This window comes from Mycobacterium sp. GA-1841, from assembly GCF_001954135.1.
Taxonomy (GTDB): Bacteria; Actinomycetota; Actinomycetes; order Mycobacteriales; family Mycobacteriaceae; genus Mycobacterium.
This window is the reverse complement of sequence record NZ_MBEQ01000023.1, coordinates 1-22463: the sequence shown is the minus strand read 5'-3', so window position 1 is coordinate 22463 and position 22463 is coordinate 1. Positions and strand designations below refer to the sequence as shown.

20 protein-coding genes and 1 pseudogene are annotated in these 22463 nt (G+C 68.1%); 4 read left to right on the top strand and 17 right to left on the bottom strand.

Annotation, left to right across the window (positions count from 1 at the left end):
• The 9 genes and pseudogenes from aroB to A5740_RS06205 all read right to left on the bottom strand — a co-directional run.
• A partial coding sequence (gene aroB / locus A5740_RS06245) for a 3-dehydroquinate synthase (RefSeq protein ID WP_076192391.1) occupies positions 1-1085 on the bottom strand: 1085 nt, incomplete at its 3' end.
• 214 nt (positions 1086-1299) lie between these two features.
• A pseudogene (locus tag A5740_RS06240) lies at positions 1300-1806 on the bottom strand (shikimate kinase); the annotation flags it as partial.
• The gene (gene aroC, locus A5740_RS06235) at positions 1806-3005 is read right to left on the bottom strand and encodes a chorismate synthase (RefSeq protein ID WP_076192398.1); all 1200 of its coding nucleotides are present in this window, start codon (positions 3003-3005) and stop codon (positions 1806-1808) included. The pseudogene A5740_RS06240 and the gene aroC, both read right to left, overlap by 1 nt.
• 118 nt (positions 3006-3123) lie before the next feature.
• Positions 3124-3549, bottom strand: a complete 426-nt coding sequence (locus A5740_RS06230) for an A24 family peptidase (protein WP_076192388.1) — start codon at positions 3547-3549, stop codon at positions 3124-3126.
• A 9-nt stretch (positions 3550-3558) separates the two neighbouring features.
• Positions 3559-4392, bottom strand: a complete 834-nt coding sequence (locus tag A5740_RS06225) for a shikimate dehydrogenase (RefSeq protein WP_076192386.1) — start codon at positions 4390-4392, stop codon at positions 3559-3561.
• 61 nt (positions 4393-4453) lie between these two features.
• Complete coding sequence (gene mltG / locus A5740_RS06220) at positions 4454-5698, bottom strand: endolytic transglycosylase MltG (RefSeq protein ID WP_076192385.1); 1245 nt, start codon at positions 5696-5698, stop codon at positions 4454-4456.
• Positions 5691-6209, bottom strand: coding sequence for a Holliday junction resolvase RuvX (ruvX, locus tag A5740_RS06215; RefSeq protein ID WP_076192383.1), 519 nt, complete (start codon positions 6207-6209; stop codon positions 5691-5693). The genes mltG and ruvX overlap by 8 nt, the downstream gene beginning before the upstream one ends.
• Before the next feature lie 4 nt (positions 6210-6213).
• The gene (alaS, locus tag A5740_RS06210; RefSeq protein WP_076192381.1) at positions 6214-8904 is read right to left on the bottom strand and encodes an alanine--tRNA ligase; all 2691 of its coding nucleotides are present in this window, start codon (positions 8902-8904) and stop codon (positions 6214-6216) included.
• Between the two features lie 108 nt (positions 8905-9012).
• Positions 9013-9414: a secondary thiamine-phosphate synthase enzyme YjbQ gene (locus tag A5740_RS06205; RefSeq protein ID WP_076192396.1), complete on the bottom strand. Its 402-nt coding sequence runs from the start codon at positions 9412-9414 to the stop codon at positions 9013-9015.
• A gap of 116 nt (positions 9415-9530) precedes the next feature.
• Between A5740_RS06205 and A5740_RS06200 the strand changes: the two genes are divergently transcribed.
• Positions 9531-10151, top strand: coding sequence for an antibiotic biosynthesis monooxygenase (locus tag A5740_RS06200; protein WP_076192380.1), 621 nt, complete (start codon positions 9531-9533; stop codon positions 10149-10151).
• Positions 10152-10240: 89 nt separating this feature from the next.
• Positions 10241-10525: a GlsB/YeaQ/YmgE family stress response membrane protein gene (locus A5740_RS06195; RefSeq protein ID WP_076192378.1), complete on the top strand. Its 285-nt coding sequence runs from the start codon at positions 10241-10243 to the stop codon at positions 10523-10525.
• Positions 10526-10591: 66 nt separating this feature from the next.
• Here the strand turns inward: A5740_RS06195 and A5740_RS06190 are convergent, their stop codons facing one another.
• From A5740_RS06190 to A5740_RS06170, 5 genes are all read right to left on the bottom strand, one after another.
• Complete coding sequence (locus tag A5740_RS06190) at positions 10592-11974, bottom strand: replication-associated recombination protein A (RefSeq protein WP_076192377.1); 1383 nt, start codon at positions 11972-11974, stop codon at positions 10592-10594.
• A 30-nt stretch (positions 11975-12004) separates the two neighbouring features.
• Positions 12005-12838 (bottom strand): DUF3097 domain-containing protein, encoded by an 834-nt coding sequence (locus A5740_RS06185; RefSeq protein WP_076192375.1) that lies wholly within the window; start codon positions 12836-12838, stop codon positions 12005-12007.
• Between the two features lie 83 nt (positions 12839-12921).
• Positions 12922-13947, bottom strand: coding sequence for a putative zinc-binding metallopeptidase (locus A5740_RS06180; protein ID WP_076192373.1), 1026 nt, complete (start codon positions 13945-13947; stop codon positions 12922-12924).
• Entirely contained in the window at positions 13940-14866 is a 927-nt protein-coding gene (locus A5740_RS06175; protein WP_076192372.1) for a transglutaminase family protein, read from the bottom strand. The genes A5740_RS06180 and A5740_RS06175 overlap by 8 nt, the downstream gene beginning before the upstream one ends.
• A complete protein-coding gene (locus tag A5740_RS06170; protein WP_076192370.1) occupies positions 14863-17472 on the bottom strand; it encodes a circularly permuted type 2 ATP-grasp protein in 2610 nt (869 codons plus the stop codon). The genes A5740_RS06175 and A5740_RS06170 overlap by 4 nt, the downstream gene beginning before the upstream one ends.
• A 131-nt stretch (positions 17473-17603) precedes the next feature.
• Here A5740_RS06170 and A5740_RS06165 point away from each other — a divergent pair, with 131 nt between their 5' ends.
• On the top strand, positions 17604-18320 hold the full coding sequence (locus tag A5740_RS06165; protein WP_076192394.1) for a GAP family protein: 717 nt from the start codon (positions 17604-17606) through the stop codon (positions 18318-18320).
• Here A5740_RS06165 and A5740_RS06160 read toward each other — a convergent pair.
• From A5740_RS06160 to A5740_RS06150, 3 genes are read right to left on the bottom strand one after another with little or no spacing between them, the layout of a single operon-like run.
• Complete coding sequence (locus tag A5740_RS06160; RefSeq protein WP_076192368.1) at positions 18307-19236, bottom strand: DUF389 domain-containing protein; 930 nt, start codon at positions 19234-19236, stop codon at positions 18307-18309. The two genes, A5740_RS06165 and A5740_RS06160, sit on opposite strands and share 14 nt — an antisense overlap.
• Positions 19237-19255: 19 nt before the next feature.
• Positions 19256-20599: a DUF4253 domain-containing protein gene (locus A5740_RS06155; RefSeq protein ID WP_076192367.1), complete on the bottom strand. Its 1344-nt coding sequence runs from the start codon at positions 20597-20599 to the stop codon at positions 19256-19258.
• Positions 20596-21063 carry a winged helix-turn-helix transcriptional regulator gene (locus A5740_RS06150; RefSeq protein WP_371454724.1) on the bottom strand — a complete coding sequence of 156 codons (468 nt, stop codon included), beginning with the start codon at positions 21061-21063 and terminating at the stop codon, positions 20596-20598. The genes A5740_RS06155 and A5740_RS06150 overlap by 4 nt, the downstream gene beginning before the upstream one ends.
• A 102-nt stretch (positions 21064-21165) precedes the next feature.
• On the opposite strand from A5740_RS06150, the gene A5740_RS06145 reads away from it, so the two are divergent.
• Positions 21166-22353, top strand: a complete 1188-nt coding sequence (locus A5740_RS06145; RefSeq protein WP_076192393.1) for a thiolase family protein — start codon at positions 21166-21168, stop codon at positions 22351-22353.
• Positions 22354-22463 lie beyond the last annotated feature (110 nt).

The window sequence follows — 22463 nt, the reverse complement described above, 5'->3', positions numbered from 1 at the left end:
GGCCTGAGCGCCCGCGCCACTTCTGCGTAGGCGGCCACCAACAGCGAGGGGTCCGGCCCTTCCAGCCGGCCCGGTTTGGCCAGTCCGTCGAGCACCACGAACCGCAACACACCCGAGCGGTTCTTCTTGTCCCCTGCCATGTAGTCCAGCAATTGGGGCAGCGCGTCGCCGTCGTAGGTGACGGGCAGTCCCAGCGCGGTGAGCACTGTTCGATGCCGGTCGGCCGTCTTGTCGTCGAGACGTCCGGCCAGCCGGCCCAGTTCGGCCGCGAAGACCAGCCCTACCGACACCGCGGCGCCGTGACGCCACTTGTACCGCTCGCGACGCTCGATGGCGTGCGCCAGCGTGTGACCGTAGTTGAGGATCTCGCGCAGCTGCGATTCCTTCTCGTCGGCAGCAACCACCTCGGCCTTGACCGCGATCGCACGGCGGATCAACTCCGGCAGCACTGTCCCGGACGGATCGAGCGCGGCTTGCGGGTCGGCTTCGATCAGGTCGAGGATCACCGGGTCGGCGATGAAACCGGCCTTGACGATCTCGGCCATCCCGGCGATGATCTCGTTGCGCGGCAACGTTTCCAAGGTGGCAAGATCCACCAGCACCGCGGCCGGCTGATGAAAGGCGCCGACAAGGTTCTTGCCTGCGTCGGTGTTGATACCGGTCTTGCCACCGACTGCCGCATCGACCATTCCCAGCAGCGTGGTCGGCACGTGCACGATGTCGACGCCGCGCAGCCACGTGGCCGCAGCAAAGCCGGCGACGTCGGTGGCCGCTCCCCCGCCCAAGCTGACGACGGCGTCTTTGCGGCCGATGCCGATGCGCCCCAACACTTCCCAGATGAAACCGACGACAGGCAGTTCCTTACCCGCCTCGGCATCCGGAATCTCGATCCGGTGCGCCTCGATTCCCTTGTCGGCCAAGTGTTGTCGCACCACCTCAGCGGTCTCGGTGAGCACCGGCTGATGCAGAATCGCCACCTTGTGGCGCCCCTCGAGCGTGTTGCCGAGTTCACCGAGCAGCCCGGTCCCGATGATGACCGGGTAAGGCCGATCCACCAGTACTTCGACGATTACCGGGTCAGTCATCATGTCGCTCCGCGTTGCGAGCGGCCAGAGCCGCGGGGGTGGGTATGGCTGTCGATCCAGAGTTGGAAGAGCTGGTTGCGGGTTTGTCGCCCTTGGCCTCGGAAGCGGACGACGCTCCCGACGACGACGCACCGCGTCGCCATGGTGGGCGGCGGCGGCGCCGCTTGGCCGTCCGCGGCTGCTGTGCCTGATTCTGTGGCTGTTTCTGGGTGGGCGGATTTTCCAACCGCGTGACGATGGTGCGCACCACCGCACCGGGATTGCGCCGGTTGGTGTTGATCCGCATGGTCGCCACCCGACGGTAGAGCGGCACCCGCTCCGACATCAGGGCGCGATACTTTTCGGCCCGGTCCGGGCCGGCCAGCAGCGGCCGAACTGTGGAACCCCCGGTGCGGCGCACCCCCTCGGCCGCGCTGATCTCCAGATACACCACGGTGTGCCCGGCCAGTGCCGAACGCACGCCGGGTGTGGTGACCGCACCGCCGCCCAGGGACAGCACGCCGTCGTGGCTGGCCAGTGCCGAGCGGATGACCTCTTCCTCGATCCGACGGAACTCCGCCTCGCCGTCGGTGGCGAAGATCTCGGCGATGGTGCGCCCGGTGGTTTCTTCGATCGCGGCGTCGGTATCGAGCATGGTCAGGTCCAGCGCTTTGGCCAGCCGGCGGCCAATGGTCGACTTGCCCGAGCCTGGCAAGCCGATCAACACCGCCTTGGGCGCCATCAGCCCAGGGCCTGCGCCGCCGGCTCGCGCTCGGAGACTGCCCGCAGGTAGGCGTCGATGTTGGTGCGGGTCTCGGCCAGCGAGTCCCCGCCGAACTTCTCCAGTACCGCGCGGGCGACAACCAATGCGACCATCGTCTCCACCACGACCCCGGCGGCGGGCACCGCGCACACGTCCGAACGCTGGTGGATGGCGACGGCCTCTTCCCCGGTGGCCATGTCGACGGTGGCCAGTGCCCGCGGGACGGTCGAGATCGGCTTCATCGCGGCGCGTACCCGCAGCGCCTGGCCGTTGGTCATGCCGCCTTCCAGGCCGCCGGCCCGGTTCGTCGAGCGCAAGACCCCGTCGGGGCCGGGGTACATCTCGTCGTGGGCGACGCTGCCGCGGCGGCGCGCGGTCTCGAAGCCGTCGCCGATCTCCACGCCCTTGATGGCCTGGATGCCCATGACTGCGGCGGCCAGTTGGCTGTCGAGGCGGTTGTCGCCGCTGGTGAACGAGCCCAACCCGATCGGCAGACCCGCGACGACGACCTCGACGACGCCGCCGAGGGTGTCGCCGTCCTTTTTGGCGTCCTCGATCTCGGCGATCATCGACGCCTCAGCGGCCTCGTCGAACGCGCGGACCGGACTTGCGTCGATCTTCTCCAGATCGGAGAACTGCGGCGGCGGGCCGACATACGGTTCGGAGGCCCCGATCGAGACGACGTGGGAAACCACCTCGACACCCAGCGCGGCACGCAGGAAAGACCGGGCCACGGTGCCTGCCGCCACCCGCGCCGCCGTCTCGCGCGCGCTGGCGCGTTCCAGCACCGGCCGGGCGTCGTCGAAGCCGTACTTGAGCATGCCCGCGTAATCGGCGTGGCCGGGTCGCGGCCGGGTCAGCGGGGCGTTGCGCGCCACGTCCAGCTCGGCCGGATCGACCGGGTCGGGGGCCATCACGGTCTCCCACTTCGGCCATTCGGTGTTGCCGATCTCGATCGCGATCGGCCCGCCCAGGGTGGTGCCGTGACGGACCCCGGCCAGCATGGTGACCTGATCCTGTTCGAACTTCATCCGGGCGCCCCGGCCATATCCGAGGCGGCGGCGCTTGAGCTGCGCCGCGATGTCCTCGGACGTGATGGGGACGCCGGCAACCATCCCCTCGAGCATGGCCACCAGGGCGCGGCCGTGAGATTCACCTGCTGTGGTCCATCGCAACACGGCTGTCATTCTCCCACGGCGGGGTTTGCCTGCCGAAATCCGTGGCCATCGCGGCCCAACGTTGGCTTGGGTGCGAGATTTTGGCGGATGTTCGACCACAAGCCGACGTTCGACGCGCCTAGGCCAACACCAACGCCACCGCCGCTGCCGTGGCCACACACATCGACGGGCCATGGGGCACGGTCCGGATCCCGCGCAGCGCGGCACCGAGTGCCAGCACCGCGGTGAACAACGGAGCCGCCAGTGCCGCCAGCAGCCAGACCTCAACCCCGAACGCGCCGCTCAGAGCGCCCAGTCCGACCGCGAGTTTGACGTCGCCGCCGCCCATCGCTCGCGGCGAGACCAGATGCACCACGAAATACAACATCGACAGGGCCGCCGCCCCGGCCAGGGCGGAGAGCCCCTGCCCGGCCGCCGAGGCGACGAGCAGCACCAGCACCGCACCCGGCAGCGTCAGCCAGTTCGGCAGCCGCCGTTCGGCGATGTCGTAGCCACTCAGTGCCAGTAGCCAGGCGGCCGCGACGACGGTGACCCCCACCCCCATCAACCGAGGCTAAGCCCCGAGCAGCGCAGCCCTCATCGCCTCTTTGGGCGCCGGCATCCCGGTGAACTGCTCCACCTGGGCGAACGCCTGGTTCAACAGCATCTCCAAGCCGTTGATCGCCTCGCCGCCGGCGGCTTCAACAGCCGCGGCCAGCGGTGTCGGCCACGGATCGTAGATGGCGTCGAGCAGCCGCGGCACCATGGCCAGCGTGGGGGCATGGACGGCCGCCGCGTCGGCCGGAATGGTGCTGACGGCGGCATCGGCGGCGGCCGCCGCGTCGGCCAGCGCTGCACCGTTGATGTCACACCAGCTGCTCTGCGCGCCGCATCGGCCGGCCAGATCCACCAGCCGCGCGGCCTTGACCTCGTCACGGGCCACGATGACGATCTGCTGCACACCGAGCTCGGCCAGGGCGACCACCGCGGCCGGGGCGGTGCCACCGGAGCCGATCACCAGCGCCGAGTCCCCGGCGGTGCCGAGTGCCCCGACGACGCCGTCGATGTCGGTGTTGTCTGCCCGCCAGCCGCCCGAGGGCAGCTGGACCAGCGTGTTGGCCGAGCCGACCAGATCCGCCCGGTCGGTGCGCTGATCGGCGAACTCCAAGGCGGCGAACTTGCCCGGCATGGTCACCGACAGGCCGACCCATTCCGGGCCGAGATCGCCGACGAGTCCGGGCAGCTGTTCGGCCGTGCACTCCAGGCGCTCATAGGTCCACTCCGGCAGCCCGAGCGCGCGGTAGGCGGCCAGGTGCAGTTGCGGTGACCGCGAATGGGCGATCGGTGAGCCGAGAACTGCGGCTTTGCGGACGCTGTCGGGCACGGCGGCGGGCCGCCTATCGGGCACGGCGGCGGGCCGCCTATCGGGCACCGCGGCGGGCCGCCTACCTGGCACGGCGGCGGGCCGCCTATCTGGCACTGTCGAGGACACCGTTGTGTTGGGCTTGTTCGATGTTGGCCAGGTGCTGTTCGTAGTCGCGGGTGAACAACGTCGTGCCCTGCATGTCGACGGTCACGAAGTACAGCCAGTCCCCCGCCGCCGGGTGCTCGGCCGCGGCCAACGCCTCGGTTCCCGGCGAGCAGATCGGAGTCTGCGGAAGGCCTTGGCGCATATAGGTGTTCCACGGGGTGAGCTGGGCCCGGTCGTCGTCGGTGGTGGCCACTTCCTGACGGTCCAGCGGGTAGTTCACGGTCGAGTCGAACTCCAGCTTGCGTTGTTCGGCCAGCCGGTTGTAGATCACCCGGGCCACTTTGTCGAAGTCCTGGGGCTTGGCCTCCCGCTGTACCAGGGATCCGACGGTGAGGATCTGGTAGGGCGACAGTTGCATGGCGGCTGCGGTGTCGAGCAGACCGCTCTGGGTGTAGACCGCGGCGCTGCCTGCAATCAGGGTGGACAGGATGTCCTGCGCCGATCCGGCCGGGTCGACGTTCCAGGTGCCCGGCGCGATCAAACCCTCCAGCCGCCGATGGTCGTTGGGCATCGCGGCGACCGGGCCGCCGGCCCAGTCCGGTACTGCCAGCGCAGCCGCCGGCGCCGACTGGGCGGCCGCACGCAGAGCGTCGACCGGTACGCAGCGCTTCTTACCGTCGAGCTCGACGCACGAGGCGTGGGAGATCAGGGTGAAGATGCCTTCGGTGACGGCGTTGGTCTTGACGTCGGCGATGTCGTCGAGCTGACGTCCTTCCGGAATCGTCAGCTTGCCCACGCGGCTCTGTGGATCAGCAAGGCGTTCAACGGCATTCGATGCCGGGATTTCGGTCCGCACCTTGTAGAAGCCGGGCTGTATCGCCGAGATCGCCTCGTTCTTGTGGGCCGCCTCGACGAACGCCTTCACCGTGGCGACCACCTTGTGGTCCTGCAGGGTCTTGGCGATCGCCGTCGTGGAATCACCGTCGTGGACCTGGATGACCACGTCGGCCACCCCGTCACCCGCGTAGTCGTTGGCGCTTCCGGACATGCCGTGCCACAGCTTGGATCCCAGGAACACCGCACCGATCACCACCACGATGAGGGCCGCCAGGGACAGGCCCCGGGTGGCACGTCGCTTCCGGTCGTTGCGGGATTTGCGGGCCCGCTGGGCGGGGCTCAGCCCGCGGCGCGGAGGACCCACCGCCTCGGGCTCCGCCTTGTCGGCACCCCACTTCTCAGCCATCCATGCCCTCTCCGCGTGCGGCCAGCGCCGCCCGCCGCTGATCGAGCCAGCTCTGCAGAATGCCAACCGCAGCGGCCTGGTCGATCATCGCCTTCTGTCCTTTTGCCCGGACCCCCGCTTCGCGCAACGACCGCTGTGCCGACACAGTAGTGAGCCGTTCGTCGGCCAGCCGCACCGGTATTGGGTCGATGCGCCGGGCCAGCTCGTCGGCCAGCGCGATCGCGTCGACGGCCGAGGTGCCGGCCCGGTCGGCGAGGGTGCGGGGCAATCCGACGACGACCTCGACGGCCTCGTACTCACCGATCACGGCCACGAGTCTGCGCAGATGCTTACCGGAGCGGTCCCGCTTGTCGCGCTGCACGGTCTCCACCGGCGTGGCCAGGATGCCGTCGGGATCGCAGCTGGCAACGCCGATCCGTACGGTGCCGACGTCGATGCCGATGCGCCGGCCGCGTCCCGGGTCGTCGTCCCCGGGACGGTCCGGCTGCCGGTCGGTGACCGTCTCGGACACGAAGTCAGCCTCGGCCGATCTCGGCGCGCAGCGCGGCCAATGCCGCGTCGATGCCCGCCGCCCCCTTACCCGAGCCTTGTGCCATGTCCGCCTTGCCGCCCCCGCGGCCGTTGACCGCCGCGCCGAACTGCTTGACCAGTTCGTTGGCGCGCAGTCCCAGGTCCTGGGCGGCCGGGTTGACCGCCACCACGAAGGGCACCGAGTCGTTCTCCCCCTCGGCGATCAGCGCCACCACGGCCGGGTCGGCGCCGAGCTTGCCCTTGATGTCCCCGACAAGGCTGCGCAGATCTCCCGCCGACATCCCGCCCGCCATCCGCTGCGCCACCAACCGGACCTTGCCGACGGTCTCGGCACCGGCCGCGGCATTCGCCGCCGAGGCCCTGGCGTTGGCCAGCCGGACCTTGTCCAGTTCCTTCTCGGCCACCTTGAGACGCTCCACCAGGTTCGCCACCCGGGCGGGCACCTCTTCGGAGGGCACCTTGAGCGAGGAGGCCAGGCCCGCCATCAAGGCGCGCTCCTTGGCCAGGTGCCGGAACGATTCCAGGCCCACGTAGGCCTCGACCCGGCGCACGCCCGAGCCCACCGACGATTCGCCGAGGATGGTGACCGGTCCGATCTGGGCGGAGTTGTGCACGTGGGTGCCGCCGCACAGCTCCAGCGAGAACGGCCCGCCGATCTCGACCACCCGCACCTGGTCGGGATAGTTCTCCCCGAACATCGCCATCGCGCCCATGGCCTTGGCCTTGTCCAGCGCGGTGACGAAGGTGTTCACCTGGAAGTCCGCCTCGACGGCTTCGTTGGTCACTTCTTCTATCTGCGTGCGCTGGTCGTCGGTCAGCGCGCCCTGCCAGTTGAAGTCGAACCGCAGGTAGCCGGGCCGGTTCAGCGAACCGGCCTGAACGGCGGTGGGGCCCAACACCTGCCGCAGCGCGGCGTGCACCATGTGGGTACCGGAGTGCCCCTGGGTGGCGCCGTGACGCCACTTCGGATCCACCGCGGCGACGATCGTGTCGCCTTCGACGAATTCGCCGGACTCGACGTTGATGCGGTGTGCCCACAGGGTTTTGGCGATCTTCTGCACATCGGTGACGGCAGCCTTGGCGGTGGCCGACGAACCCGTGCCGGTGATGGCACCTTCGTCGGCGATCTGGCCGCCGGCCTCGGCGTAGAACGGGGTGCGGTCCAGAATCAGTTCGACCCGCTCGGCGTCCACGTCCCCGTGGGTCACCACCGGCACCCGCTTACCGTCCACGAAGATGCCCAGAATCCTTGCCTCGGTGGACAATTCATCGAAACCGGTGAACTCGGTGGGGCCGGCGTCGACCAGCTCACGGTACGCCGAGAGGTCGGTGTGAGCCTGCTTGCGCGCGGCAGCATCGGCCTTGGCGCGTTGCCGCTGCTCGGCCATCAAGGCCCGGAAGCCCTGTTCGTCCACGGACAGCCCGGCCTCGGCGGCCATCTCCAGGGTGAGGTCGATCGGGAAGCCGTAGGTGTCGTGCAGGGTGAATGCGTCACTGCCCGACAACACAGCGGCACCGGACTTCTTGGTCGCGGCGGCGGCGTCGTCGAACAGCCGCGATCCCGAGGCCAGGGTGCGGTTGAAGGCGGTCTCCTCGGCCACCGCGATGCGCTGGATCCGGTCGAAATCGGTGACCAGTTCGGGGTAGGCGGGCCCCATGGCGTCCCGCACGGTGACCATCAACTCGGCCATGATCGGCCGCTCGACACCGAGCAGCTTGGCGGCCCGGATGATGCGTCGCAGCAGCCGCCGCAAGACGTAACCGCGGCCCTCGTTGCCCGGGCTGACACCGTCGCCGATGATGATCGCCGCGGTGCGGGTGTGATCGGCGATGATGCGGTAGCGCACGTCGTCGGCGTGATTGCCGGCACCGTACGGCCGAGGCGAAACGCCGGCCACGACATCGATCACCGGGCGCAGCAGGTCCGTCTCGTAGACGTTGTCCACGCCCTGCAGCAGACAGGCCACGCGTTCGATGCCCATGCCGGTGTCGATGTTCTTGCGGGGCAGCGGCCCGAGGATCTCGTAATCCTCTTTCGAGGTGCCCTCGCCCCGCTCGTTCTGCATGAACACGAGGTTCCAGATCTCGATGTAGCGGTCCTCGTTGGCCACCGGACCGCCGTCGACACCGTATTCGGGGCCGCGGTCGTAGTAGATCTCCGAGGACGGGCCGCACGGGCCGGGGATGCCCATCGACCAGTAGTTGTCGGCCATGCCGCGGCGCTGGATGCGCTCGGCGGGCAGACCGGCCACTTCCTGCCACAGCGCGATCGCCTCGTCATCGTCCAGATAGACCGTTGCCCAGAGCTTTTCCGGGTCGAAGCCGTAGCCGCCCTCGGACACCGGGTTGGTCAGCAGGCTCCAGGCCAGCTCGATGGCGCCCTTCTTGAAGTAGTCGCCGAAACTGAAGTTGCCGGCCATCTGGAAGAAGGTGTTGTGCCGGGTGGTGATACCCACCTCGTCGATATCGGGGGTACGGATGCACTTCTGGACACTGACGGCCCGGTTCCACGGCGGGGTGCGCGCACCGAGGAAGTAAGGCACGAACTGCACCATGCCGGCATTGACGAACAGCAGGTTGGGGTCGTCGAGGATCACCGAGGCGCTGGGCACCTCAGTGTGACCCGCCTTCACGTAGTGATCGAGGAAACGCTTCCTGATCTCGTGGGTCTGCACGTCGTCTCTGTCCTCGTGTTCGTGGGTGGCTGGGGTTGCGCGAGCAACCACCGGTTCGACCGCTTCACATTACCGTTGCGCGCGTTCACCCCGAAAAGGCGACGAACGTCACGCCCCCAGGAAGCTCAGCCGCACCGAACGCTGCGGGTTGTCGCGGTTGAGATCCACCAGCACCACGCTCTGCCAGGTGCCCAGCAGCACGCGGCCCGACTTCACCGGCAGCGTGACCGAAGGAGACACCAGGGCGGGCAGCACATGATCGGCGCCGTGGCCGAACGAGCCGTGGCTGTGCCGGTAACGGTCATCACGCGGCACCAGCCGTTCCAGGGTGTCGACCAGATCCTTGTCCGATCCGGCGCCGGTCTCGATGATCGCCACCCCGGCGGTGGCGTGCGGGACGAACACGTTGCACAGACCGTCGTCGTGCGCGCCGCAGAACTCGCGCACCGCGTCGGTCAGATCGACGATGCGCCGCTGCGAGGTGTCCACGTCGATGACGTCGGTGTCCATGAGTTCAGGGTACGAGCCGCTCGCGTATCCCATTGCCACCCGAGACATACCGGAGGAGGGTGGAGAGGGAACCGGTGGCGCCACCGGGGCGCCGCCTTGGCAGGAAGGGGTGGATCGTGTTCGCACGTTCAACCACGATCGCCGCGCGCACCCAGGCCATCAACGCCGGGGTCGCCCACGTTCGGGACGAGGTGATGCCCGCCCTCGACGCCGTCGACGGCTGTGTCGGCCTGTCGTTGCTGGTGGACCGGGAATCGGGTGAGTGTGTCCTGACGACGGCGTGGCGGTCCGAAGAGTCCATGCACGCCAGCGCTGCGGCAGTGGCGCCGATGCGTCATCGGTTGGTGGAGGTCTTCGCCGGCATCGCGACCATCGACGAATGGGAAATCGCGATGGTGCACCGCGAGCAGTACTCCGGACCGGGAGCCTGTGTGCGGACCACCTGGCTGCGGACTCGGCCCGAACTGTTCGACCGGGCCGTGGAGTTCTACCGCAGCTCGGTCCTGCCCGCGATGGAGGACCTCGACGGCTTTTGCAGCGCCAGCCTGATGATCGACCGTTCGTCCGGCCGGGCGGTGTCCTCGGCCACCTTCGACGGTGCCGAGGCGATGGACCGCAACAGAGACGAGGCCCGGGCGTTGCGCACGGCCCGGTTACGCGATCTGAGTGCCGAGCAACTAAATGTCGGTGAGTACGAATTGGTGCTGGCACACCTGCGGGTTCCCGAGATGGCCTGACGGAGAACGAGTCCAGAATTGACGGCGCCGTTTGGGCGGTGAATGTCCGGGGTATCTCCGTTCCAGTCCAAACCAGCCCTGGAGGAGAAATGACCATCACCGGCATCATCAGCGCGATCCTGATCGGCATCGTCGTCGGCCTGATCGGCCGCCTGATCGTTCCCGGCAGACAGCCCATCGGATTTCTGGTGACGATCCTGGTCGGCATCGTGTCGGCCTTCATCGGCACCGCGATCGCCCGTGCCCTCGGAATCCCGACGGTCACCAACGGAATCGACTGGCTCGAGTTGCTGGTCCAGGTCGTTGTCGCGGCCATCGGTGTGGCAGTGGTGTCCGCGTTCATGGGACGCCGACGGACCGGTCTGCTGCGCTGACCGCCTGACCCCCGCACCACGGCCCCGGTTTGAATTCTCAACCGGGGCCGTGGTTTTCGTCGGATGTCAGCGCCGAATACGTCGGATGATGGCACGTAGTTTGTCGACCCGGGAGGCAAGTTCCCGCTCGAATCCACGACCGGTCGGCTGATAGTAGTCCACCCCCACCAGCTCGTCCGGTGGATACTGTTGCGGCACAACCCCATCAGGGTGGTCGTGGGCGTATTTGTAACCGACGGCATGGCCGAGTTTCTGTGCGCCCGAATAGTGACCGTCACGCAGATGCGGGGGCACCAGACCGGCCTTGCCGGCCCGGATGTCGCTCATCGCGGCGCCGAGTGCGGTGGTGACCGCATTGGACTTGGGCGCGGTGGCCAGATGAACCGTCGCATGAGCGAGGGTCAGCTGTGCCTCGGGCATTCCGATCAGTTGCACAGTCTGGGCCGCAGCCACCGCCGTCTGCAATGCCGTGGGATCGGCCATCCCGATGTCCTCGCTGGCCAGGATCATCAACCGGCGCGCGACAAAACGCGGGTCCTCCCCCGCCACCAGCATCCGGGCCAGGTAGTGCAACGCCGCGTCGACGTCGGATCCGCGCACGGACTTGATGAAGGCGCTGATCACGTCGTAGTGCTGATCCCCGTCCCGGTCGTAACGCACCGCGGCCTTGTCCAACGACTGTTCGATCACGTCCACGGTGATCACCCCGCCGGGGCCGCCGGCCGTTTCCGCGGCCACTTCCAGGGCGGTCAATGCCCGGCGCGCATCACCGGACGACAGCCGCACCAGCAGGTCGACGGCCTCGTCGTCGGCCTCTACCGCGCCGCCCAGACCGCGCGGGTCGGCCAGGGCCCGGCGCACCACGGTGCCGATTTCCTCGGCGCTCAGTGGCTGCAGCTGCAGGATCAGTGAGCGCGACAGCAGCGGCGCCACCACCGAGAACGACGGGTTCTCCGTGGTGGCCGCCACCAACAGCACGACGCGGTTCTCCACTGCCGCCAGCAGGGCGTCCTGCTGAGTCTTGGAGAAGCGGTGCACCTCATCGATGAACAGCACGGTCTGTTGACCGTGCAGAAGTGCCTTCCGTGCTCCGTCGATGACCGCGCGGACCTCTTTGACCCCGGCACTCAGCGCCGAGAGCGCCTCGAAGCGACGGCCGGTGGCCTGGGAGATGAGCGAGGCGAGGGTGGTCTTGCCGGTGCCGGGTGGGCCGTAGAGGATGACCGATGCCGCGCCCGATCCCTCCACCAGCCGACGCAGGGGCGAACCGGCCTTCAGCAGGTGAGACTGACCGACGACCTCGTCGAGATCAGCGGGGCGCATCCGCACCGCCAACGGCGCCGACGAGCGCTCGCGCGAGGAGCCGACCGATCCGGTGCCGGACGTCGCCGATGCGCCCGGATCAGCCGGATCCGGCTCACCTGGCACGTCGAACAAACCGTCGGACACGTCTTCTGCTTACCACGCCGCCACGACCGGCTATTCCGGGGCGGTGACGAAATCGATCAGTTCCTCGACCCGGCCGATCAGTGCGGGCTCAAGATCATTCCAGTCCCGCACCCGGCCCCGGATCCTCTGCCAGGCCCCGGCGATATCGGCCTGGTTCCGGTGGGGCCACCCCAGCGCCGCACAGATGCCGTGCTTCCACTCCACATTGCGCGGAATGGTGGGCCAGGCTTTCATTCCGAGCCGGGCCGGCTTCACGGCCTGCCAGATGTCGACGAACGGGTGTCCGACCACCAGGGTGTGCTCACCGCCTGCGCCCCGTCGTACCGTCTCGGCGATGCGCGCCTCCTTCGACCCCGCGACCAGGTGGTCGACGAGCACCCCGAGCCGGCGGCCCGGTTCGGGCGCGAACTCGGCCACGATGCCTGCCAGATCGTCGACACCGCCGAGGTATTCGACGACGACGCCTTCGATGCGCAGATCGGCTCCCCACACCTGCTCGACGAGTTCGGCGTCGTGGCGGCCTTCCACATAGATCCGGCTGGGCAGCGCCACCCTGGCCTTGGCATTCGGTACCGCGACCGATCCGGACGCCGTGCGCGCCGGTGCCGACGACCGTTTGGGCACCACGAGGCTCACCGGCTTGCCGTCGAGCAGGAAGCCCGGGCCCATCGGAAAGGTCCGCACCTTGCCGCGGCGGTCCTCGAGTTCCACCCGGCCGCCCTCGATGCGCACCACCGCTCCCACATAACCGCTCTGGGCGTCCTCCACGACGAGGCCCTTCTCGGCGGGCTGTTCCTTCGATCGGGTCATCTTCGGGGTGTGCGGATTCCGGGCCAAGACGTCGGAGCCATAGCGATCAGTCACGCGGCGATCCTAGGAAGGCCGCGCAGCCGGGCCTGGTTGCGACATTCGATCGGGACCGTGCTGTCACTTTCTCGGCCGGAAGCCTACGACGTGATCTCGTCGATGATCGTGTGCACGAACCGCATCTTCTCCAGTACCGCGGGCGCCAGCACGAAGGGATACAGATCGTTGTGGCCCATCGACCGGTTCACCATGTTCAACGCCCACGCCAGCGGGAGCCACATGTCGATGATGGTGTCGAACCCGCTGGGCCCCAGCACCCGCCGTTCGAATGTCGCTCCGGCGGGGGCGAATCCGAAGGCTGCCGAGGTGTCCAGCGTGTCCCGGATGTGCAGATAGTGTGCGAAGGTCTCGGCCCAGTCCTCGGCGGGGTGCATCGTCGCGTAGGACGAGACGTAATCGTCCTCCCAGCCCGACGGAGGCCCCTGGTCGTAGTGCCGGTCCAGGGCGGCCTGATAGTCGGCGTCGGCGTCGCCGAACAGCGCGGTGAACCGGGCCCGGTAATCCGGCGACGGTTCGACCAGGCGGTAGTAGTAGTAATGCCCGATCTCGTGGCGGAAGTGGCCCAGCAGGGTGCGGTAGGGCTCGTCCATCGCAATCCGCAACTGCTCGCGGTGCACGTCGTCGCCTTCGGCGAGATCCAGTGTGATGACCCCGTTTTGATGGCCGGTGAACACCTTCTGGAACTCGCTGGACAGCAGATCGAACGCCAGCCCGAATTCCGGGTCCTCGTCGCGACCGACGATCGGCAGCTTGAGCTCGTGAAGTTCGGCGATCAGCCGACGCTTGGCCCGTTCGGCTTCGGCGAACGACGCCATCGCGGCGGTGTCGTCGTCGGCGGGCCGGGTTCGCGTGAGTGTGCAGGAAGCGCACAACTCATTGCCCAAACCGGCGCGTACCAGCCAGTTACATTCCGCTACATGAAGATTCGCGCACAACTGGTATTGATCTTCGTCGACTGCGCCGGCATGGCCACTGCGCGCGGCGTCGGTGATCACCAGCAGCGCCATGTCGTCGAGAGAGAAGCCCAACGCACTGCCGCACGAAAGGCACAGCGAGTTCTCGAACGCCAGACGCTGGCCACAGGTCGGGCAATGGAAATCACGCATGCAGCAAGCCCCCTCGATCGGGCGGACACGGGGCCACGTCCACCGACACCTCGATCACACTACTGTCGGAATCGGTGAAGATGATGCCGCGCAACGGGGGCACATCGGCGTAGTCGCGGCCGAAACCGGCCACGATGTAACGCTCGTCGACCAGTTGGTCGTTGGTCGGATCCAACCCGAGCCACACATTCTGCGGCGTCCACACCGATGCCCAGGCGTGTGTGGCATCCACCCCGATCATGCGCTCCTTGCCCGGCGGTGGATCGGTGGCCAGATAGCCCGAAACATAACCGGCGGCCAAACCGTTGGCCCGCAGGCATGCGATGGCCAGCCGCGCGAAGTCCTGACACACCCCCGCGCGGGCCGCGAGCACCTCGGCCACCTGGGTGGAGACCGTGGTCGAACCGGACCGGTAGGTGAAGTCGGAGTAGATCCTGGAAGTCAGGTCGCGCAGGACCTCGATCAGCGGGCGTCCGGGCACGAAACTGGGCGCGGCGTACTCGCGTACCGCCTCGGTGATCTCCGGCGGTGACAGGTCGAGGGTGAACTCGGCGGCCAGGGCGCCGTCCCCGCCGACCGGCCGGGCCAGCTCCCACGGTGCCCGGGCCGAGGCACCGGAATAGTGGTCGGGCCCATACGGATCCACTTCGACCACCGAGCGGCTGGTGATGGTCAGGGTGCGGTGACGTTCGGTGACATGGAAATACGAGCTGATGTTGCCGTACACGTCGCGGCTGGTGGATCTGTCGGCCGGCCGCGGTTCGATCACCAGCTCGTGCGATCGACAGCGCTGCCATGCCAGGTCCCGAGGGGTGAGGAAGCCGCGGCCGTAGGAGCTGGTGACGTCGTCGGAGTATCGGTAGACCGTGCGATGGGTGACCTCGTAGCAGCGGATGGCCGCACCGGTGGGCCCGGTCATGGCAGCAACCGCCGCTCATGCGGTCCCCACAGGGGCTGCATTCCGCCGGGCAGCGACAGGTGCGCGGCGGTGATGACTGTCGAGAGCTCCCTGAGACCGGCGTGGACACCGTCGAGCAGTCCGGCCAGTTCGGCGCGCACCCCGTCCCCGGTCACCGCCTCGAGATCGGCCGGATCGAGCCGACGCAGCCGGGTGGCCAGCTCGTCGGCGAGACGCTCCGGACGCGAGGAACCCGACGACCCCGGCAGGGCCTTCAGACCCGACCGGATGCGCTCCACCTGGTAGATCAACGACCGCGGGTTCTCCGCGTCGAACAACATGAGTTCGGCGACCGCGGCGACACTGATCCGACCCGGATTGCGCCGCCGGTAGACCACCGAGGATTCGCAGACCACCAAGGCCGATTCGGTCACCGCGCGTTCGGCTTCGGCGCCACGCACTGTCGTCAGCGTGGCGCTCAACAAAGCGGTCAGCCCGAGCCCGCGCTCGATGCGCTTACCGAGGTCCATCATGGTCCAGCCGATGTCCTGCACCATCGATTCGGCGGCCACGCCCGACAACGCCAACATTCCGGCCAGGGCCCGGCTGTGTGCGGTGGCCAGATACGCCTCCGCTGTGGCCGGCGATCGGGGCCGAGCCGGTGACTGGCCCAGCACCGCGCGTTCCACCCCGGCCAGCACCATCCAGGTGTCGTTGGACATCTGGTCACGCACCGAACGGGCGGCCGACCCCAGCCGGTCCACCGATTGGGCCAACGAGCCCGGCCGGTGCCGGTCGGCCGTGGCCGCCCACAGTGTGTCGTCGACCTCCCCGGTCTCGGTACCGGTGATCGTCCCGATCGCCGCCAGCAACACCGGAACACATTGGCTTTCTTCGAGTTCCGGACGGTATCGGTATTCGTGGTGACGCTCGCGGGTGACGGTGAGCAGCCGGGCCACGGCCTCGGCACGTTCACCGTAGCGGCCGATCCAGAACAGATCCGAGAGCACGCGGGGCGAAGTCACGGCCCGCGTCGGACTGGGCATCGCGACCGGTACAGCCCGTTCGACCGAGGGCGGTGCGTGCTCGACGGCGACCCGCTGCGGTGTGCGGATCCAAACGTCCTTGGCGGCAAGGGTGTTCATCCGGAAGGCGGCGTTTCCCGCGGCGACGACATAGCCCAGTCCACCGATCATCGGCGCGTACCCGCCGCGTTGCGCGACCGTGAACAAGCGCATGCCGACGTTGCCCGCCGCCAACCCTTGGGCCCGGTAGTTGGTTGGCGCGGTGGAGAATTGCGGCAACTCCTGGCCGGTCCAGTTCTCGGGTTCGGCCTCGATCCGTGCCGCCAATCGCTCCCGGTCCGGCGCCGACAGCGCGGGTCCGACGATCGTCCGGCCGCCGTTCACCGGACGGATCAGCAGCGAGGACAGCTTGGTGCGCAGATGGGAACGCTCGATGTCGATACCGCCCCAGTACATCGGCATCGTCGGCAATGTCGGTGCCTCGTCCAGCAGGAGCTCGGCCAGTTGCGGCAGAAACCGGGCCAGCCCAGGGCTTTCCAGAATGCCACTGCCGAGCGTGTTGACCACCGTCACCGCACCACGGCGCATCACCTCGACCAGACCCACCACACCGAGTCGCGAATCCGGGCGCAGATCCAGCGGATCCACATATTCGGCATCGACGCGGCGCAGCACCACGTCGACTCGTTTGAGGGTGCCCAGCGAGCGCATCCACAGAGTGCCGTCGCGGACCACCAGATCGGCGCTCTCCACCAGCGGGAAGCCGAGCACTCCGGCCAGATACGCCTGGTCGAACGCTGTCTCGGAGTGGATCCCGGGGCTGAGCACCACCACGACCGGCTCTGTTGCCGTCTCCGGCGCTGCGTCGAGCAGGGCCAGGCGCAGGGCCTGGGCCCACGGCGAGGCGGGCCGCGGCCCTATCCCTTCGTAGAGATCCGGCGCGGCGTGGGCGATGACCCGTCGGTCGGCGAGTGCGTATCCCGCGCCCGAGGGGGCCTGCGTCCAGTCCGCGTTGACGGTGAAGGTGCCGTCGTCGGCACGGCTGACATCACACGCATGCAGGAACAACTGATGACGCCCCGGTACCACGAGACCCCGGGCGGCGCGCACATAGCCGGGATGACCGAACAGCAACCGGGCCGGCAACACTCCGCTGGTGATCGACCGGCGGGCCCCGTACAGATCGGTGAGCACCGCATCGAGTAGCCGGGAGCGTTGCACCAGGCCCGCCTCGAGCGGATCCCAGTCGTCAGCGGAAAGCACCAGCGGCAGTGCATCGAGATGCCACGGGCCGGTCAGCGCTGTGCCGTCGTCGTCGGTGACGACCTCTCCGTGCCGGTCCACCTGGATGTAGGTGATGCCGTCGTCGTCGACGAGTCCACGCACGGTCGCGCGTAGCCGGTCCAGGCCGTCGCTGCCCCGCTCGCCGATCCCGTCGGCCAGCTCACGCCAGGCTGGGCGCACGTCACCGGAGACATCGACCATCTCGTCGAAGCCGGCGCCGCCGTCGTCGCGCACGTCGAACAGCGCGCGCTGGGCACGTGACCGGCAGTAGCCGGACAACACGCCGTCAGCGTCCACACCATCCACACCCAGTGCCATCAGTGAAGAACGGTACGCACCCCAGGATCGGCCGGGTACGGCGACGCGCGGCGCCCGATACGGCCGGAATCGGCCAACGCTGGTTGAATTCAGCGGTGAGGTAACCGAACGAAGGGATGTGGCCGCCGACGATGTGGAGCACGGTCCTGGTGATGGCCGTCGTGGCGGCATGCGATCCACTCCGGATCGGGGTCGTCGCGTTCATGCTGTCGCGTAAACACCCGCCACGACTGCTGCTCCCGTTCTTCCTCGTCGCGTTCATCGCCAATGTCGCGGTCGGCGCGGCGGTGGTGTCCGGGTTCCGAAACGCCACCGACAACGGCGGCCAGACCATGTCGCCTGCACTTGAGCTCGGCGTGGCCGGGGTCGCGCTGACGATCGCCGTCCTGTCGGCAACCGGCATGCTGGAACGCCTGGTCGACAAGGTGCGCAGCCGCCGCGCCGCGCCCGTCCCGGTCGGCAGTCCCCCGACCCCGTCCACCATTCCGGGACTGGCCAAACTTCCGGCGGGTCTCCAGTCGGCGCTGCGCGGCGAGGCACCGTGGGCCGCAGCGTTGCTCGGCCTCATCAACGGCTTTCCCACCCCCTACTACCTGGCCGCCATGGCCGCAGCACTGACCGCGGGCGTCACGGTGGCCGAGCAGATGGCCGCGCTGGTCATGTTCAACGTGGTGGCCTTCCTCGCGGCGCTCGTGCCGATCATCAGCTTCTGGATCGCCCCGGAAGCCACCCGGTCCGCCGTGGAGCGGATCTACGCCTGGATGAGAATCCACCATCGACTGGTGGTGGCGGTGATCGCCGGAGCGGTCGCAGTGTTCTTTTTCGCGATGGGCCTCAGCCACCTGTGACGGGGCGTCCAGAGCGGGTGCGGCGGTAGACCGCGAGCGTCAGGACACCGGCCACGGTGATGCCGACCAGGTTGACCACCAACTGCAGGACCGACTCGGCGGCGACATGCCAGTCGCCGACGGTGGCCGCCACCACCGCGAAGCCGGCGGCCGGCACCGTCGTCACCGAGATGAACACGCCCACCAGTGCCGCCGATTTCGACGACACCAGCGACAACATCCCGGCCGCCCCGGCCAGCAGCGCCACCACGAGCGAGAACGGACCCACCCGGAAGATGAAGTCGACCTGGGTGAGCTCGCTGAAACTCCGCACCTGCACCCACCCCAGGGCTTCGAAAGCCAACACTCCGAGACCGGTGACGATCATGGCCACCGGGAAGCCGACCAGCAGTGCCACTCCCGCCTGGCGGGCCAGGGACAGGCGACCCCGTACGAGCGCGACGGCCAACGCCGCCAAGGGTCCGAATTCCGGACCCACGACCATCGCGCCGACCACCGTGACCGCCGAATCGGTCACCACGCCGATCGCCGCGAGCAGGCAGGCGATGCACAGGAACACCAGGTACGTCACGCTGAGGCTGGATTCCTCGCGGGTCCGTGTGATCAGTTCGTCCCAGATCACCGCGTCGGCCGCATCCCCGTCCGCGACATCCTCGGCGTGGTGGGCCGAGGTCGACAGCACGGTGTCCAGCGGCTCCAGGGTGATGGCGCCGAAGTGATGCACGTCGAGGGATTTCAACCGCTCGACGACGTCGTTGCCGGCTTCCCGAGCGATGTCCGCGGTGATCTCGTCGCCCACCGGATCGACGGCGGCACCGGTGTGCACCACGATGTGGGTTACCCCCAGTTCGGCGCGCAGAACGTTCAGGATCGGGTCACGCAGGTCCACCGGCGCGATGACGCGTAAGTGCAGCACGGGCCGAGAGTAACGCCGATCAATCCCACCAGAACGTCCACAACCGGTCCGTCAACGCGACGGCGAGTGCATCAAGCGAGCCGGCTTGAGTGTTCACCGTGTCGTCGCAGTACAGATACGCCTCCAAGGCCGCGGTGAGCGCCTCACGCTGGGTATGCGGCGGCTCGTTGGCGACCAGGACGAGAAATTCGTCATCGAGGGCCAACACCTCGGTCTGGTGTCGCACCGCCCAGCGGCGCAGGATCGCGGCATGGTCGATGCCGCAGACGCCGGAGTTGACCGCGCCCGACCACTGAAGCAGTCCGGGCACCAGCCAGTCGGCCGGGGAGGGCACCAGCCCCAGCCGGGAATACTCGCCGCGAGAATCGAACCGGACGAAGCTCTGTTGCCAGTCCCCCGTATCCAGCACGTCGAACTCACGCGCGTAGCGCGGAACCGGGTACTCAGCCGTCCGCTCTGCGAACTCGCGCTCGAGCCAGCGAGCACCGTTGAATTCGGCTGCGAGAAGCGGAGTTTCGTCGGCCATGCCATCCATCCCGATCCGGTGCCAGGCCGAGCCGGTGAGCAGCACCGGCCACAATCCCGTCACCGGAAACTGTGCCCGGACAGCGAGCCAGGCTTCGATGGCCGGGATGCCGGGCCGCACGGACGCCGTCCACATGGGCGCCCGGTGCGCCAGTACATCGTCGTGGCGCAGCAGGTTCCCCAGATCGACCCCGAGCTCGGCCAGGGCGGTGCCGGGATCTCGCGGCGGCAGCACCGCCGTCAGCGTGGCCATGATCGGATCAGGCGGAAACGGCGGCACATCCAGCCCGGGAATGTCGCGCTCGGGTTCCGGCTCCGGCAACAACGGTGGCGGGCCGGCCGAGTCGGGCGGGGTCACGGTGTGTCCGGTGAGCAGGCGAGCCAATCCGACCAGATCCGCGGCCACCGCGCAGATACCGGCGTCCTGGACCGCCCACACCGTCGGGGCGTCCGGCCCCTGGGTCAGGAATGCGACACCGTAGATCGGGACCACCCGGGGTTGATCGGCGAGGGCGGCGCTCGCGATTTTCCATGCCGCGTCGCCGCCGGGATTGTCACCCCAGGCCGGATGCCACAACGCCCCGGCCCGTACGGCGTGCAGCAGTTCGCGCACCGGACGGCCGATGTGCGCCCGGAGCGTCACCTCGTCGGCGTTTCGCCAGTCCGGCCAGCCGGATCCGACCGGTAATCCGGCAGCCAGGAAGTCACGGTGATCCGGGTGGAACCACATGGAGAACCGGGTTTCGAGGGCGTCGAGTTCCGCTTCGGTGAGTCCGGGGTCGACGCGCCAGCGACCGTCGTCGGCCAGAATCTTCAGCGCGTCCGCGCCGACCGTCACGGGTTGTCGCGTTCGATGCGGATGACGAGCTCCTCAGACGGTACGAGATGTCCTTCTTCACAACGAATTTCGACGCCCGCGAGGGCGCCACACCCCTCGTGTGCGAGTCGCAGACCGGTATCACCGAGGTGTTTGCGTCCCCACTCGAACATGGCCCACACCACCGGCATGAAGTCGGTCCCGGATTCGGTCAGCACGTATTCGTAGCGTTCCCGCTGCCCCGGCTCGCGGTACGGCTTCTTGGCCAGGAGTCCGGCCGCCACCAGATCCGACAATCGGGCCGACGTTGCGGCCTTGGTGATGCCGACCCGCCGGGCGAAATCGTCGAACCGGGTGGTGCCGTAGAACGCCTCGCGCATGATCAACATCGCCGACTTGGTGCCGGCGAACGCCATCGTCCGCTCGATCGGGCACCGCCCCACCGCGGACCACGCATCACGATCGGCCAATTTGCCTTGCAGCATTCCCACGGAATCAATCCCCACATCTGAGTTGTTCTAACTATACCCAGGTGCTATACCTGGGTAGTCATAACAATACTCAGCGTGGAGCTTCAGGAGGCCCAGATGAGCGGATACACAGACCGCGACGCAGTCATCGTCGGAGCGGTCCGGACCCCGATCGGCAAAGGCAAGGCCACCGGCGCATTGCACGACGTCCTGCCGGCGGACCTTCTGGCCCACAGCCTGCGGGAGATCACGGCACGCACCGGCGTCGACCCGGCACTGGTGGACGACGTCATCGCCGGGGCCGTCACCCAGGTGGGCGACCAAGCCGTCAACATTGCCCGTAACGCGCTGCTGGGCGCAGGCTTTCCCGAGAGCGTTCCCGGCACCACCGTGGACCGCCAGTGCGGTAGTTCGCAGCAGGCGATCAGCTTCGCCGCCCAAGGCGTGCTCGCCGGGGCCTACGACATCGTGATCGCCGCAGGCGTGGAGTCCATGTCCCGGGTACCGATGGGTTCATCAGTACTGCCTGGTAGCGACCCGTTCGGCCTGGCATTCACCGAACGCTACTCGGAAGGGCTTGTCCCCCAAGGGATCAGTGCCGAGCTGATCGCGGCGAAGTGGGGCTTCTCGCGCGCCCAGCTCGACGAGTTCTCCGCCGGCAGCCACGAGAAGGCGGCCCGGGCCGCCAAGGATGGGCTGTTCGATGCCGAGCTCGCGCCGATCGCGGGTCTGAGCGCGGACGAGATCATCCGGCCGGGCACCTCCGTCGAGACACTCGCCGGACTCAAACCGGCGTTCTATCACGAGTCCTACGCCGCCCGCTTCCCTCAGATCAATTGGGCGATCACCCCGGGCAATTCGTCCCCGCTGTCCGACGGCAGCGCGGCGGTGATGATCACCAGTGGCGCGACCGCGAAGAAGCTCGGACTGAAGCCGCTGGCGCGCATCCACACCACGACCGTGGTCGGATCCGATCCGCTCTACATGCTGACCGGCGTCATCCCGGCAACCGAAAAGGTTTTGGCGCGTGCGGGTTTGACGTTGGCGGACATCGACCTGTTCGAGGTGAACGAGGCGTTCGCGCCGGTGGTACTGGCCTGGGCGGCCGAGGTGGGTGCTGATTTGGACAAGACCAACGTCAACGGCGGCGCCATCGCGATCGGTCATCCCCTCGGCGCCAGTGGCGCACGCATCATGACCACCCTGGTCAATGCCCTGGAACAGCGCGGCGGCCGCTACGGATTGCAGACCATGTGCGAGGGCGGCGGTATGGCCAACGCCACGATCGTGGAGCGGCTTGGCTGAGTTGCCCTAGAAGGGTGGGGCTTTACCGCCTTCGGTGTTTACTCCGTCTTCGGTGTTGAGTCTGCGTTCGGCGTTGATGCGTTGGGTGCGGGTTTGTTGGTGTCTCTTAT

Coding starts and splice junctions, on each gene's coding strand:
- A5740_RS06205 (WP_076192396.1), bottom strand. CDS start 9,414: ATGGACACCGACGTCATCGACGTGGACACCTCGCAGCGGCGCATCGTC.
- A5740_RS06180 (WP_076192373.1), bottom strand. CDS start 13,947: ATGCGTGATTTCCATTGCCCGACCTGTGGCCAGCGTCTGGCGTTCGAG.
- A5740_RS06230 (WP_076192388.1), bottom strand. CDS start 3,549: ATGGGGGTGGGGGTCACCGTCGTCGCGGCCGCCTGGCTACTGGCACTG.
- A5740_RS06165 (WP_076192394.1), top strand. CDS start 17,604: ATGTGGAGCACGGTCCTGGTGATGGCCGTCGTGGCGGCATGCGATCCA.
- A5740_RS06150 (WP_371454724.1), bottom strand. CDS start 21,063: ATGCTGCAAGGCAAATTGGCCGATCGTGATGCGTGGTCCGCGGTGGGG.
- A5740_RS06145 (WP_076192393.1), top strand. CDS start 21,166: ATGAGCGGATACACAGACCGCGACGCAGTCATCGTCGGAGCGGTCCGG.
- mltG (WP_076192385.1), bottom strand. CDS start 5,698: ATGGCTGAGAAGTGGGGTGCCGACAAGGCGGAGCCCGAGGCGGTGGGT.
- A5740_RS06175 (WP_076192372.1), bottom strand. CDS start 14,866: ATGACCGGGCCCACCGGTGCGGCCATCCGCTGCTACGAGGTCACCCAT.
- A5740_RS06195 (WP_076192378.1), top strand. CDS start 10,241: ATGACCATCACCGGCATCATCAGCGCGATCCTGATCGGCATCGTCGTC.
- A5740_RS06170 (WP_076192370.1), bottom strand. CDS start 17,472: ATGGCACTGGGTGTGGATGGTGTGGACGCTGACGGCGTGTTGTCCGGC.